The sequence below is a fragment of the Acinetobacter sp. P1(2025) genome (assembly GCF_051390655.1).
Classification (GTDB): Bacteria; Pseudomonadota; Gammaproteobacteria; order Pseudomonadales; family Moraxellaceae; genus Acinetobacter; species Acinetobacter junii.
Window position 1 is genome coordinate 19,117 of sequence record NZ_JBPKBJ010000040.1, and the last position, 14,062, is coordinate 33,178.

General features: G+C 35.4%; 11 protein-coding genes and 3 pseudogenes. 1 reads left to right on the forward strand and 13 read right to left on the reverse strand.

The features are described 5' to 3' along the window. Positions 1 to 8: 8 nt before the first annotated feature. From urtA to ACSC97_RS11385, 4 genes and pseudogenes are all read right to left on the reverse strand, one after another. On the reverse strand, positions 9 to 1,289 hold the full coding sequence (gene urtA, locus ACSC97_RS11370) for an urea ABC transporter substrate-binding protein (RefSeq protein WP_436661000.1): 1,281 nt from the start codon (positions 1,287 to 1,289) through the stop codon (positions 9 to 11). A gap of 260 nt (positions 1,290 to 1,549) precedes the next feature. Continuing rightward, a pseudogene (locus ACSC97_RS11375) lies at positions 1,550 to 2,890 on the reverse strand (MATE family efflux transporter). A 224-nt stretch (positions 2,891 to 3,114) separates the two neighbouring features. Next, positions 3,115 to 4,998, reverse strand: a complete 1,884-nt coding sequence (gene parE / locus ACSC97_RS11380) for a DNA topoisomerase IV subunit B (RefSeq protein WP_436661002.1) — start codon at positions 4,996 to 4,998, stop codon at positions 3,115 to 3,117. A 17-nt stretch (positions 4,999 to 5,015) separates the two neighbouring features. Then, a complete protein-coding gene (locus ACSC97_RS11385) occupies positions 5,016 to 5,603 on the reverse strand; it encodes a YqiA/YcfP family alpha/beta fold hydrolase (protein ID WP_004951198.1) in 588 nt (195 codons plus the stop codon). A gap of 264 nt (positions 5,604 to 5,867) precedes the next feature. Between ACSC97_RS11385 and ACSC97_RS11390 the strand changes: the two genes are divergently transcribed. After that, a complete protein-coding gene (locus ACSC97_RS11390) occupies positions 5,868 to 7,214 on the forward strand; it encodes an alpha/beta hydrolase (RefSeq protein ID WP_004910011.1) in 1,347 nt (448 codons plus the stop codon). A gap of 136 nt (positions 7,215 to 7,350) precedes the next feature. Here ACSC97_RS11390 and ACSC97_RS11395 read toward each other — a convergent pair whose 3' ends face one another. From ACSC97_RS11395 to ACSC97_RS11435, 9 genes and pseudogenes are all read right to left on the reverse strand, one after another. Continuing rightward, positions 7,351 to 8,091 carry a lysozyme inhibitor LprI family protein gene (locus ACSC97_RS11395; protein ID WP_436661005.1) on the reverse strand — a complete coding sequence of 247 codons (741 nt, stop codon included), beginning with the start codon at positions 8,089 to 8,091 and terminating at the stop codon, positions 7,351 to 7,353. A 72-nt stretch (positions 8,092 to 8,163) separates the two neighbouring features. Continuing rightward, positions 8,164 to 8,292, reverse strand: coding sequence for a hypothetical protein (locus ACSC97_RS11400; protein ID WP_436661007.1), 129 nt, complete (start codon positions 8,290 to 8,292; stop codon positions 8,164 to 8,166). A 143-nt stretch (positions 8,293 to 8,435) separates the two neighbouring features. After that, positions 8,436 to 8,882, reverse strand: coding sequence for a hypothetical protein (locus tag ACSC97_RS11405; protein ID WP_436661009.1), 447 nt, complete (start codon positions 8,880 to 8,882; stop codon positions 8,436 to 8,438). Positions 8,883 to 9,089: 207 nt separating this feature from the next. Continuing rightward, a complete protein-coding gene (locus ACSC97_RS11410) occupies positions 9,090 to 9,827 on the reverse strand; it encodes an RND transporter (protein WP_436661011.1) in 738 nt (245 codons plus the stop codon). An 8-nt stretch (positions 9,828 to 9,835) separates the two neighbouring features. Beyond that, on the reverse strand, positions 9,836 to 10,876 hold the full coding sequence (locus tag ACSC97_RS11415; RefSeq protein WP_436661013.1) for a M23 family metallopeptidase: 1,041 nt from the start codon (positions 10,874 to 10,876) through the stop codon (positions 9,836 to 9,838). After that, a pseudogene (locus tag ACSC97_RS11420) lies at positions 10,827 to 11,420 on the reverse strand (phage baseplate assembly protein V); the annotation flags it as partial. The pseudogene ACSC97_RS11420 and the gene ACSC97_RS11415, both read right to left, overlap by 50 nt. A gap of 89 nt (positions 11,421 to 11,509) precedes the next feature. Next, positions 11,510 to 12,046, reverse strand: a complete 537-nt coding sequence (locus ACSC97_RS11425) for a hypothetical protein (protein WP_436661015.1) — start codon at positions 12,044 to 12,046, stop codon at positions 11,510 to 11,512. A gap of 24 nt (positions 12,047 to 12,070) precedes the next feature. Continuing rightward, positions 12,071 to 13,672 carry a glycoside hydrolase family 19 protein gene (locus ACSC97_RS11430; RefSeq protein ID WP_436661017.1) on the reverse strand — a complete coding sequence of 534 codons (1,602 nt, stop codon included), beginning with the start codon at positions 13,670 to 13,672 and terminating at the stop codon, positions 12,071 to 12,073. Continuing rightward, a pseudogene (locus ACSC97_RS11435) lies at positions 13,669 to 13,953 on the reverse strand (DUF2345 domain-containing protein); the annotation flags it as partial. The gene ACSC97_RS11430 and the pseudogene ACSC97_RS11435, both read right to left, overlap by 4 nt. Positions 13,954 to 14,062: the final 109 nt, after the last annotated feature.

Below are 14,062 nucleotides of genomic sequence, written 5' to 3' on the forward strand. Positions count from 1 at the left end.
TAGGAAAATTATTTAGGAATGTATGGGCTCCAAGGCTCAGCTTTGATGGTTTGAGGCGTTTTATAAACCACATCAAATTGCCCATCACCACGAATTTGCCCAATCATCACAGGCTTATGTAAATGGTGATTGGTTTCATCCATTTTGAGGGTATAACCCGATGGTGCTGCAAATGTTTGACCTGCCATTGCATCACGAACTTTATCAACCTCAGTAGTACCTGCCTTTTCGACCGCTTGTTTCCACATATTGATGCCAACATAAGTCGCTTCCATCGGATCGTTGGTCACAACTTTATCGGCATTTGGAAGTTTGTACTCCACTGCATATTGCTTGAATTTATTCACAAACTCGGTGTTTTTCGGATTTTTAACTGACATGAAATAGTTCCATGCCGCTAAATGACCCACCAATGGTTTGGTATCAATTCCACGTAATTCTTCTTCACCAACGGAGAAAGCCATCACTGGAATATCAGCAGCTTTAATACCTTGGTTGCCTAACTCACGATAGAAAGGAACATTGGAATCGCCATTGATGGTGGAGATCACCGCAGTCTTTTTACCTGCGGAGAATTTCTTGATATTGGCAACAATGGTTTGATAATTACTATGACCAAACGGTGTGTACTCTTCCATGATGTCTGCATCGGCAATGCCTTTAGACTTCAAGAAAGCACGTAAAATTTTATTGGTGGTCCGTGGGTAAACATAGTCTGTTCCAAGTAAGACAAAACGTTCAGCCTTGCCCCCTTCATCACTCATTAAATATTCAACCGCAGGAATCGCTTGCTGGTTTGGCGCTGCGCCAGTATAGAAAATATTCTTAGATTGTTCCTGACCTTCATACTGCACTGGATAGAACAATAAACCATTTAACTCTTCAACCACAGGAAGAACCGACTTACGTGATACTGATGTCCAGCAACCGAAAATAACAGCGACTTTGTCCTGAGTTATTAACTGGCGAGCTTTCTCAGCAAATAACGGCCAATCTGATGCTGGATCAACGATAACAGGTTCTAATTTTTTACCGAGTACACCACCATTCGCATTGATTTCATTAATAGTCATCAATGCTGTATCTTTCAAGGAAGTTTCAGAAATCGCCATCGTGCCTGAAAGGGAATGCAGAATCCCCACTTTAATGGTGTCGCCACTTTCTGCTGGTGCTGTTTTTGCTTCAGTTTTTGTTTGTTCTGCTTTCTCTGCTGGTTTTGAGCAACCGACCAGTCCTACCCCCATCATCGCTGCCATAAGTACAGACATCGACATCAATTTATTTTGCATCTTTGTTCTCCACAGGTTGATCTTCTGATTTTTACTGAATGGAGTTATTCAATATCTGTGCCAACACAACAAATTATTGTTTTATAATAAAATTAATTCAAATCAGTAGAAAAAAATCCAATCTTGTATACAACATTGCATACAAAAAATACATGCTGAACTAAAATGAAGCACAATTAGGCAAAATAGAAAATTGATAGCTTGATCAGATAAAGAGTATTTAACCTTTTGATCCAGAAGATTCAAAAAATCAGATTGTTTCAACGAATCCAAGTGGCATTTCGGTATTTAAAACATAAAGCACACATGGTGACAGCTAAGCTATACGACCCAATTAAAGCAATCCAAAACCCATCAATACCTAATGGAGTAATTTCAAAGAGCCACCAATCCATTCCCCAATATGCCAATAGCTGTCCACCACTTAAACCAAAGATCAATAATGAAGTGCTATAAATCATGCTTGGCACAATCGTTATGCCCCAACAGCGTAATACCGTTGCAAAAATACATAACATTGCCTCTGCTAAATGAAACAAAATTCCGAGGATAAAGAGGGAGGTCGTGATTTGAATAACCGCTTGGTCTTGGGTAAATAGAGAAATGAACTCATCTCGAATAAGCAATAATACACTGCATAAAGTGACGGCAAAAATAAAGATATGCAGAAAGGTCTTTTTTGACCAAAGCAAAGCAACTTGTTTCTGTTGAGCGCCAATTTTTTCAGATAACATTAAACTGAAAGCAACAGAAAATGCAGCAGATAAAATATATAGCATGGAACAAATACTAGCGACCACCTGATGCGAGGCAATCACAATACTACCAAGTGGTAATGCTAGAATCGAAGTTGCCATAAAAGCAATCACATCAATCACGATCATCAATGCGGTAGGTATTCCAATTCGAAGAAAACGGCGCAACAATTCATAACTAAAGGAAAAGTGACTCAGATCAAGTTTAAAAATAGCTTTGCCACGTATATAACCGTATAACAATATCAACATCACGCTATCCCCAAGCAATGTCGAAAATACGGCGCCATAGACACCCCAAGGTGCAATATCAAAGTATGCTACACCGTTGATCAAAGCATAGGACAGAGGCAACTTAATCAATAAAAAAATTACGCCTATATAAGTGGCGATAATTGGACGATCAAGAACCTGTATTTGTATGGTTAAGATACGGCAACATAGCCGAACCACTAGATCGACTGAAAAAATCATCAAACAATTTTTAACCAATAACAGGACGGTATCTGATGCTTGAAAAAAGGTTAATAAATGCTCGGTATTATTGATCAAAACAATCGCAACAATACTAAACACAGCTGCGATTAATACCGCCAAGCTTACGATATTGGTTAATTTCTACTGATTAATTTCCCTCCCTTTTTCTTCTGCGAGGATTTGAAACATTCCTTGTAGTAATCCGTAGCCCACCACAAAAACAATCATATAAACTGAGAGAGAAACCGATAAAGCTGTTAAATGCACATGGCTATAGTGAGATAAAAATGCGGTATCAATGACACCACTCATAATAAAAATCGTATTACTAAACAGAATTGGGAAAAAAATACTTAAAAAACGCTTCATTCTATTTTCACTATTATCATTTAAGAATTTGATATATTTGAATTTTAAAATCTTAGAAACAAACAAGCTATTTTGATCAATACGCTTCAGATGCTAAATAAAATTTTACCAAGAGATAAAAAGCAAATAGCATTCCATGTTTGTTTTTCTGCTTATGAACTTACATTTTTTAAAAAGACATAAAAAAGCCCAGATCAACTGGGCTATGCAAAAATCGATTCAAATCAAACCACAATATCCGCCAAATTACCTTTCTGCTCTAACCAGTGTTTACGATCAGCCGCTCGTTTTTTCGCGAGTAACTTGTCTAACAAACCTGCAGTTAAATGTGCATCATCTAAATCTAGTTGCACCAAACGACGTGTATTTGGATCCATCGTGGTTTCACGTAATTGACTGGCATTCATTTCACCCAGACCTTTAAATCGAGTGATTTGTGGATTTTTATTGCCTTTTACTTTTTTCAGAATTGCCTCTAACTCATCATCATCTAGGGCATAGTGCACATCTTTGCCAATATCAATACGATAAAGCGGTGGCATCGCGACAAATAAATGACCGTCCTCAACTAAGGCTGGAAAATGTTTCACAAACAATGCACAGAGTAAAGTTGCGATATGTAGACCATCTGAGTCCGCATCGGCAAGGATACAGATTTTGCCATAACGTAGTTCAGACAAATCATCACTGCCTGGATCAACACCAATCGCAATCGCAATGTCATGGACTTCCTGAGATGCCAAGACCTCATCCGAAGAGACTTCCCAAGTATTTAGGATTTTTCCACGAATCGGCATAATCGCTTGGAAATTTTTGTCCCGCGCTTGTTTAGCACTGCCGCCTGCTGAATCCCCTTCGACAATAAACAGCTCACTGTCTTCACGGGTTAAGCCGACACAATCTGCTAATTTTCCAGGTAATGCTGGACCAGCCACAATCTTCTTACGTTCGACTTTCTTAGCTGCTTTTAAACGACGACCTGCTTTAGCGATTGCCATTTCAGCTAGTTGAGTTGCGATCTCAGCATGTTGGTTTAACCATAACGCAAATGCATCTTTGGCAATATTGAGCACAATATTCGAAGCTTCACGACTCGAGAGACGCTCTTTGGTTTGTCCTGAAAATTGTGGCTCTTGGAATTTTAAAGATAGGATGAAATTCACCCCATCCCAGACATCTTCTGCCGAAAGCTTCATATTACGCGGTAATAAATTACGTAATTCACAGAACTCGCGTAAAGCCTCCGTGACCCCCGAACGCAATCCATTCACATGCGTACCGCCTTGCGCAGTTGGAATCAAGTTGACATAACTTTCTTGAATCTGTTCACCGCCCTCAACATTCCAGCAAATTGCAAATTCACACGCGGCTCTTTCTGCTTGTCCACTACTCACAAAAGCAGGTGCTGGTAAAATCTCTCGATCTTCCAATTCATCCATTAAATAGTCAACCAGACCATTTTCGAACTGCCATTCGATTTTTTCGTTATTTATTTTATCGTCATAAATAATTTTTAAGCCTGCGGCTAATACTGCTTTGGCTTTTAAATTATGTTTAAGCGCTTTTAATGCGAACTTTGGACTATCAAAATATTTGGCTTCTGGCCAGAAACGAACGGTTGTCCCCGTCGCACGTTTCGCAACTTTACCTTCTAACACAGACAATGGCGCAACAGGCTCACCTTGCTCAAATGCCATTTGATACAAGTTACCCTGACGTTGTACATCGACTTCAACCCGTGTAGATAAAGCATTAACCACAGAAATACCAACACCGTGCAAACCACCTGAAAACTGATAGTTATCAGTACTGAACTTACCACCTGCATGTAGCTTGGTCAGAATGATTTCGATACCACTTTGACCATACTCTGGATGGATATCGACAGGCATACCTCGGCCATTGTCTTCAACTGACAACGAACCATCCTCATAGACCGTCACACAAATTTGGTCGGCATGCCCTGCCAGCGCCTCATCGACAGCATTATCAATCACCTCTTGCGCCAAATGGTTTGGACGCGAGGTATCTGTATACATCCCTGGACGACGACGAACAGGATCTAAACCAGAAAGAACTTCGAGGGATTGTGCCGTGTATTGTGTCACTTGATCTGACTTCCTTTTTATATGCCTGCCGACAAAAATTCGAGTACTAAGGGTAATTTGTCTTTGAAATCATCCATTGCATGATTACCCCCCACATCCGTTAATATCAATGCAGATGGATGTAGGGCACTATAATAGCGTTGTGCCTGACGATAATCCAAGACTTCATCATCTTGTTGCAACAGCACGAGAATTTTATCAGCCTGTTCTGGTTTCGTATCAGCAATTGATTGTAATTGCTGCAATTGATCGTGATCAAGCGTCCATGATTCAGTGACTTTGAGTGGGATTTGCTCAATACCAAACAATTCTTGAAAGAGTTGCCATGGTTGCATAGCAGGATTGATCAGTACAGCAGGACAATCATATTTGGCGACAAAATATGTCGCATAGAATCCACCCAAACTGCTACCTACCAATACAACTTGATCGAGTGGTAAACTTTCGATTAAATTAGATACGTATTTTAAGACCACTTCAGGTGGTTGATTCAAATCGGGCAAATGCACGTGAATATGATCGTGATTTGCACAATATTGATACAGCTCTTGCCCTTTTTTTGACAGTGGGCTGCTTCTAAAACCATGTAAATAGATAATTTGCATATGCACCAAATTAGACAAGCGCTTGACTTATTGTGAAATAAATCACATTATTTTGCGTAATGATTAAACATATAACAATATAAATTACATTTAAGCTCGATATTGTCTGACACAAAAAACGATACTGAATTCCATTCATCAGTATTCTAAAAAAATTAGTTCTGAAAGACATAAGATGTAAGAGTTTGTTGTAGTTTATCTAAACAATGTTAAGTTAATAACTTCAAACCTTCGGTATATATATCAAGGATGGGGAAAAATAATATGCCAAGTTTAACACCTCTGCATGAAACCTACTGCAAATGGGACAGTACGCCCCCAAGTCAGGCAGATGTTTTGGAAGGTTTGGCACAATTAGTGAGCACAAGTTTGAGTGGTGTTCATGAACTGGTGCAATTAATTCAAACTGAAGTGTTAAGGACTACGCTCGGTTTAAGTGCACAAAAAGCCAAAAAATTACAGAAACATCCACAATTACAGAAATTCTATCAATTTTCATATGATGCTATTCAAAAATACGGGAGTAGCTTTCTTGCTCCTAGTCTGCGTCATATCGTTGAAAAATTTCCAGTTCTACACGATAAACCATTAACGCCAAGCCTTCATTTTGTTGTAGGGGCATTGAATGGGATTTTTGGGGATTTCTTCCTAAAACAACATAACCCAATGGCATTACCGATGGTGTTATATGATCACTATGGATCATTACAGCAAGGTGAACTTACTGGGCGTATCGTAATACTCACACATGGTTTATGTATGAACCATTTGAGTTGGTCAAATCATCGTTATGGCGGAATCGGTGAGCGTTTACTTGCTCAGCGTGACAATAACACGATGCTGTATTTAAATTACAATACAGGTCGTCGAATCTCTGCAAATGGTCGCAGTTTTGCCAACGTATTAGAAGATTTGATCCAGAGAAACCCTCGTATTACCAGTATCGATTTGATCGGACATAGCATGGGTGGACTGGTTTCACGCAGTGCGCTTTTCTATGGCAAACAAAATCTACATCAATGGGTACATATGGTAGAAAATCTCGTATGTATCGGTTCCCCACATCACGGTGCCGTACTGGAACGATTTGGTTTTGTCTTACAAGACAAATTAGGGGCATTCCCTTTTATCAGCCTGATCGGTCAATTAGTAAATGTACGCAGTAATGGGATACTCGATCTACGATATGGTAGTGTTCGTGATGATGACTGGGAACATAATGATGCGCGTATCGGCTTCGCGGACGACAATCGTAAACCTGCACCATTACCATCTCATATCAACACATTCCTGATTGCTGGTACATTAGAATTTGAGAAAGTTAAAAATAAAGCACTTAAAGTGATAGGTGATTATCTCGTCAGTGTTAAGAGTGCTCTTGGTGAACATCCGAACCCTCGTTTTCAGCTTAAATTGCCAGATACACATAAAGCTGTTTTCTATGGTTTGAATCATTTTGAAATTCAATACCATTCGAGTGTTGCTGAACAAATCACAAGATGGCTTTATCCAGAAGTTGGGGAAGTCGTTGAAGAAGGTGTTCAAACACACATGATTAATGTACCCAACAATTATACCTTTGATGATTTAGAAGGGATTGTTGAGACATAAAAGTAAAAAAGCTCAGCTGTATAGCTGAGCTTTTTTTAGATTTTTGAGATTAAATATTCAGATTAATTTTGCTTAACTGTAATTCTAATCATAAAATTCACTGTATCTTAGGTAAAAAAAATCTAAATTTAGAGCATTACTCCTCATAATCGCTGCAATCAATTTTATTGTTTTTCAAATTTTCATCAGTTGTATAGCCAATTTTAAAATTTAAATTCAATAAATCTTCTTTTCTAAAAACCTTAGGAACAATATTCCAAACATTTTTTCCATTAGTGACAAAAACTAAATTAAATTCTGGTACTTTATTATTATTAGTATCAATTTGATACTCTACAGAAAATTCGTCTTTTTTCTTACCAACAATATTATATATACGTAGTTCATTTAATTTTTGATCACAAGCCTGATATATATATATCTTGTTTTTCAAAATCTTAATTATACTTTCATCACAATAACAACCACCTACTTCAAACTCTTTTATAATACTATCCTGATACTTAAATGGTTTTATTAAGCTCCGTTCCAAGCTATCAAAATCTAAATATGACTTTCTTAAATCTTTAATTTTTGAATTATTAAAATCACTTAGACATTTATAGTTTTCATAATTTGCTTCTTTTCCATTAAAATCACATTTTAAATTTCTATTTTTCAACCAAGAGCGTTGAGTATCAACAAGATACTTAACTTCGTTTTTATTATCACCAATATAGCTTTTTATATCAAAATATGTACTATTCAGTTCATACTCACTATTTTTATATACTGTTTTCTCATCTAATCGTTGTGGCTTATACTCTGCAGCATTTGAGCAAGCACTCAAACCAAAGACTAATAGCACACTAAGAAAGTTAGAATTAATGCCTTGCATCGTACGTTCCTTTAACAAACAATTGATATTCACTATTACGTCTTTTAGTTAAACCGAGATCTGGAATTTTTTTCAATTTACGGTAATTTTATTTATATCTAACATTTCTTTAGGCCCATCTTTATAATTACTTTGATTAATTAACTTACATAGATTTGGGGCTTTACTAGCAATATTACCGATATTGAATGCTAACGACACTAAAGCATCAAACTCATATTGATACAGAGGAACTTTAATAGTTTTTTAGACTTTGCCCCACAAACAAACAAGCTATTGATTTTAATTAATTTATTTTAAATCGTATGGTTTTGAAATATTTGTGCAACAAAGACATTTCAACCTTATAGTGCCTTAGAGTTGTGTATTTCCAACACTTCATTACAAACTTTTTGATCAGAATAAATAAAAAATCGTTGGCTTCCATTTTCTAATAATACTGCATCTTCATCAGTACCAAAGGCATTTTTAGAGATGTCACATTTATAAGATGTAAGCTTAAAGCTCTGTACAGTTTTACATTTTGGTTCATCTGTAGTTTCATCAAAACCATACCATTCTGTAATATTCTTATCAGAACATGAGATTTTCGGACTATCATTACTCTCAAATTCTTTATTAGTTACCTTTGACTCACTTATAGCTAATAGAGGTTTTTCTCTATCCTCTATGCGTATTACATTCTGTTCGCTACTTAAACCAACTTGTGATTTGTTCTGATTTTTATCACTACATGCAATTAAAGTACTGCTAAAGACCAAGCATGACAGGGAAATTATTTTGTTATTCATTATTTACCTCAAAAAACCAACAAGTCTAAAAAAATCAATCAATATCTTTCTTTAAAAAACAAGGATACATTCCACCTCTATCATCATTTTAAATAATATTCTTACTACCCTCTTTCTTTTCAGAGATAGCTTACACATAGTTTTGACTTCATATTGATTAAGCAAGTCTTCATTAAAATAGCATAATCTAAAAACCAGAATAAGATATTAGTACGTTAACTTTATTTCATGAATCTGCATAAAACCGTCACTACATTCTAGAGTTGAACCTTTTAAATCTTCACATTTAATTTTATTATCTTTTGTCAACTTAAATTTAAAACCATTATTAATTTTGTACCCAGGTTTAAATTCTTTAGATAACACACCCCAAACAGCAGGATTGTTTTGCTCATATATAGAATTTATAGTATACATATTTAAACAATCATCCATAGTAATTTTTTTTATATAATTTTGATCTAAAAAATCATAATCATACTTGCCATTTTTATTGTTAGAAACACTTGTATTATTTAGTCTTATAATAGCAATTTCTTTTGTTTTTTTATTAAAAATATAAAATTTCTTTATAATATAAAAATCGCCTCTTAATACATTTTCCGTGTATTGAGAAAAACCAATAAAATTATTATCTGAAAAATATGGTGAAATAATATACGCATTCAAACCAGATATTTTATTTTTATCCAAAGTATATATTTTTCTTCCTTCCTTCAGAAGAATACTATAAGAATGAGTATCTTTATCACTAGAATTCAAAGAGATTTCTTTAGTTTGAATTTCGTAATCTTTATCTATTTTTACAGATTGGCCAAGTTCATTAATACTTTTATACTCTTGAGAAATAATACTATTTGAATCATCATATAAAATAATATTTTTTGCCTGAGAAAGGTTTGGTAGTAATAGGGCTAATGTTAAAAATATTTTACTTGAATTCATATTTAATCTCATCGCTTTTCTTTAGTTGGAGGTAATGGGTTGTTAAGCAAAGGGTATGGATCAAAACGACCAACTAATCCTCTACCATCTTGATCCTTTGTTGGTAATGATTTATTACCTTTACCATGGTCTTTCAAATACCAAACTTCAAAATGTAAATGGCTGCCTAATTCAACTGTGGGCATTATATGTGCGTTTCCACTACATCCAGTTTTTCCTAATGGAGTTCCAGCCTCAATCCATGCTTCATCGCTCTCAAAGCTATTAATTTGGCTCAAATGGGCATAAAAAAACCAAACAAATATTATATTTGGATAATGCTTTCGTATGTAAAGTTTTTGTTTCTCGGGTAAATCATCTACTTTTACTTGCAATGTAATAGTTGCCCCAAAACTACTATCTCCCTTAGAATTAAAATCTCTATTAATGGCATATAAAGTTCCTGAAGCAACAGCCCTTATCTCCTCTCCAACTTTTGCTTCCAAATCAATACCTTGATGTGCTCTTTTTCCACCATTTCGAACCATACCGAAAGTACAAGATTTCGCGACCGCGGCATATTTTCCAGCTGATCTCATTCTGTTTACTTTTAATGGATCAAACCAAACATTTGCACCACCAATCTTTGGTTCTTGTTTTGGTTCTTGTTTTGGTTCTTGTTTTGGTTCTTGTTTTGGTTCTTGTTTAGAGTTTAAAACTTTCTTTTCTATATCCACCATATTAGATTCATGTAATCCATTTGTATTCAACATAAATTCTAAGGTATGAACTTTTGTATCAATCAGATTTTCATACATCCAAATTTTATATGCTTGAATATAGTTATTATTACCTTGCTTTAAATATTTAGCTTGAACTTTTTTACTTACATTAGCTTCAAAGTTAGTCTTAGCAGTATCTTTATCAATACTGTTTCTCATTATCAAATATGCACTTCCAGGAGATTCATGATGACAAAAATATATAAGCTTACTCATTTCTAATGGATTTAGATTATCCTGGAAGCTGCCCTTTGGTATCAAATTTGGTTGGAGAACGTTGCGCTTCATGAATTCGTCCTGTCATAAAGGGACGATCAATATTGCCATCAGAAAAATCAATAACGACAACTTCACCGATACGAGGTAAGAAGCGAGCTCCATAACCCTCTCCGGCCCAAGGTGTTAACACATCGACCCATGCTGAATCGGTATCATTGTCATTACTGCCCGCACCGCCATCATGTCCATGATCATCACTTCGGGTAAACAGAAAACGAACCTTAATCCGCCCCCACTCATCTACATAGATAGTTTCCCCTTCTGGTCCAATAACTTTAGCGCGTTGTGGATAGGCGATGGGGCGATGCTGTAGAGGATCATATTCTGGTGTAATTTTGATTTGACGGCGAATCAATGTAAGTTCATTTGCCTGCCGCTCAGCCTCTTCATCTTCCAGTGCATGCCAACGACTTTGTTTTAATAATTGGCGTACCTGTTGCTGTAAATCTTTTGGTAAATTATTTTGGTTGTAGAACGTTTTAGAAATAATCAAGAACTCTTGATCTACGACGTCATGCTGATTAATTTCTGGATGATCAATAAGGTTGAACCAATTTAATTTTGTTTTACTATACTCTGTAATTTTATCGTGTCTCAGATAAGGTTTGATCTAGTGCACCTTATCTAATACAGTCCCAAAATTTATTTATGATTCTTATCAAGCCATTTCTTAATAGAAGCAATATCTTTAAATTTAAAGTGCATATAGTCATCTGAAACACCTTCTAGCCCTGAATTATCCCTCCCTAAAATATTCGTTATTGAGTTTAAAACCACATGGTTGCTTTCTTTTTTAATTTCATATAGATCAACGGTATACAGCTTTCCACTCGGCTGCGGATAACAACAATATGTTTCTGAATACAAAGTTATTAAAACTGGTGGCTTACTATTTTTTTTATATAAACTAACTGCAATTAATTCAACTCCCCCACCATTCCCAACTCGCCCTTCAATTTTATTAATATAATTTTTTTCATTTTTTATAATTAAAAAACTTTCAATATACTGATTTTCAGGAGATAACTCACAATTTTTTGATATAAATTTAGCATCACTCTTACTAAAGATACTTAATTTATATGTTTGATCTACCTTACAAAAATTCTCACTTGCTATTTCAGCATATGTTGCTTGTATAGTGAATAGTAAAAAAAAAACTATGTAAAATCTACTCAATTTAATTCACCTCAAAAATTGTTTTCAAATAAAAATGTTTCTGGCTTTCTTAAAATACGCTTTCCTTTCTTTTTTATTTGGGGCATATTGATTAATTACTTTAGTGATTTTGTCAACTACTGTATCCGTTGCCCCACTATCTGCCACAGTATACAAACTTTTATCTAGCCAAAAAACTATTGCCGACCTTGAAGCATATTTAGGCTGCTCTAATAATTCTGGTGTCTCCGTAAAATCTATCTTGCCATCATCAGACCAAATTTTAGGATACATTGTCGTCAGAACTGAGTAGTTATACCGACCTGTGGTCTGCTTTAATCCTCTACCAAGAAATTTATAGCCGTCTCCATCTTTAATATTACCTAAAGCTAAATGCTTAGGTCTATTTTTATCCATATACCACTTATTAGTAATAGATTTTACCTTCTGCTCCCGAGGAGAAACCTTGGCATCTATTTTAGCTTCCTCAGGTCGTGCTTTATAATATGATGAAAGTGCTATTAAATTGTTTGCCGTATAATTAGAAATATCTTCTCTAAGGCTGAACTTTGCTCCAATTTCACCAAAAACTTGAGCAAAAAAATGAGACTGTCTTAATCTAGTATTTAATTGATATGCCTCTAGATTTGCATTTAACTCATCCATAATTGGTTGCATCTTAGCTAAAGTAACACCAGGCCACATTTTTTGCATTTGTTCCATCGTAATTAATATATCAACATTAACTGATTTATTAATTTCTGGCTCATTTGTCGCTGTACTACCTTTTGTTATATCCACATCTAGATGTAACTCAACAGGGTTGTTTTTTATTCTTGTCGCAATATAAGGCTGAGATTTCAGAGGCTTACCATCTGGCTTGTACACAGTAAACTCTAATTTTTGCCCGACCATACTTTGTAGAGCTAACTTTCCATTAGAAATACTATAAAGCTGCTTCTTGCCGCTCTCTACAGTTAACATTTCCACCTTGGTTTTTTCGATTATGTAGTCACTTCCATCTCGATCTAAGATTTTAATCTCAGATCGACTTATAAATTTTGCATAAGGTTCATCTAATTTAATGGGAATTGGTTGTGTGTTTCCACTTCCAGAGTTTATTGAACTTTTTAAGACAAATTGATCATTGGATGTCAGTACTAAAACTTCGATATCTCGATTAGGTGAAGACTTCACCTCTACAACCCCTTGATCATCAGTAAGTTTATCTGGTGAATTGCCTTTACCTTTTGGTCTTGATTGAACAGGAAAATTCTTCATCACTTTCCCATTACTATCCACTACCTTAAAAAAGGTACTCACAATTCCTTTCGTAGATGTAGGCTGTTTGATCTGTCGATATTCATCAATACTTTTAGGTAGTTGGACTTTTATAGGATTTGCTTCTGATGAAGATACCGAAGAATTTATAGTTCTAAATACAGTATAGTCTTTTTGATTAGGCGGTTTTGCGAGTATCTCCACTGTTCTATTGGGCGAAGCTTGAAAAACAAATAACCCTCTGGGATCAGTCTTTTGAGTATTAGCCTTGGATGCGCCTTTGTACCTAGACTGCACATTCAAATTAATGACGCGACGTCCAGATTGATCATAGAATTTGGCTGTAAGGGTAACTAAATTACTCATTCATCAGAATCCTCTTCCGTATACACCTCATCACTTTCTTCTTGAAGTGCCTCTTCTAATAGTTCATCAACATTCTCACTATCAGGAACATCCTGCTTTAATCGTGGAATATCCGAATTAAAAATCAGGGCCGTAAAATCCATTGCTTGTGGTGTATAAAATCGTAATGAACTCATGTTATTATCATGATCTAGTTGATCTGTTTTGGTTTTTATTAAGTCATTACTTTTCTGATTTATAATAAAAATCTCTTTTTCCCCTTCAGATTTTATATTCCAATTCTTTGTACACGACAAAAAAAGATAACTCATTGAAATAATGGCATAATACTTGTTTTCTGACGACGAATATGATGACACATTTCAATGAGTTACATCTCATCTTAAACAA

Excerpts from the sequence above, each read along its gene's own strand:
- urtA (WP_436661000.1), bottom strand. The coding sequence starts at position 1,289 with ATGCAAAATAAATTGATGTCGATGTCTGTACTTATGGCAGCGATGATG.
- ACSC97_RS11385 (WP_004951198.1), bottom strand. The coding sequence starts at position 5,603 with ATGCAAATTATCTATTTACATGGTTTTAGAAGCAGCCCACTGTCAAAA.
- ACSC97_RS11390 (WP_004910011.1), top strand. The coding sequence starts at position 5,868 with ATGCCAAGTTTAACACCTCTGCATGAAACCTACTGCAAATGGGACAGT.
- ACSC97_RS11395 (WP_436661005.1), bottom strand. The coding sequence starts at position 8,091 with ATGCAAGGCATTAATTCTAACTTTCTTAGTGTGCTATTAGTCTTTGGT.
- ACSC97_RS11405 (WP_436661009.1), bottom strand. The coding sequence starts at position 8,882 with ATGAATAACAAAATAATTTCCCTGTCATGCTTGGTCTTTAGCAGTACT.
- ACSC97_RS11410 (WP_436661011.1), bottom strand. The coding sequence starts at position 9,827 with ATGAATTCAAGTAAAATATTTTTAACATTAGCCCTATTACTACCAAAC.
- ACSC97_RS11415 (WP_436661013.1), bottom strand. The coding sequence starts at position 10,876 with ATGAAGCGCAACGTTCTCCAACCAAATTTGATACCAAAGGGCAGCTTC.
- ACSC97_RS11430 (WP_436661017.1), bottom strand. The coding sequence starts at position 13,672 with ATGAGTAATTTAGTTACCCTTACAGCCAAATTCTATGATCAATCTGGA.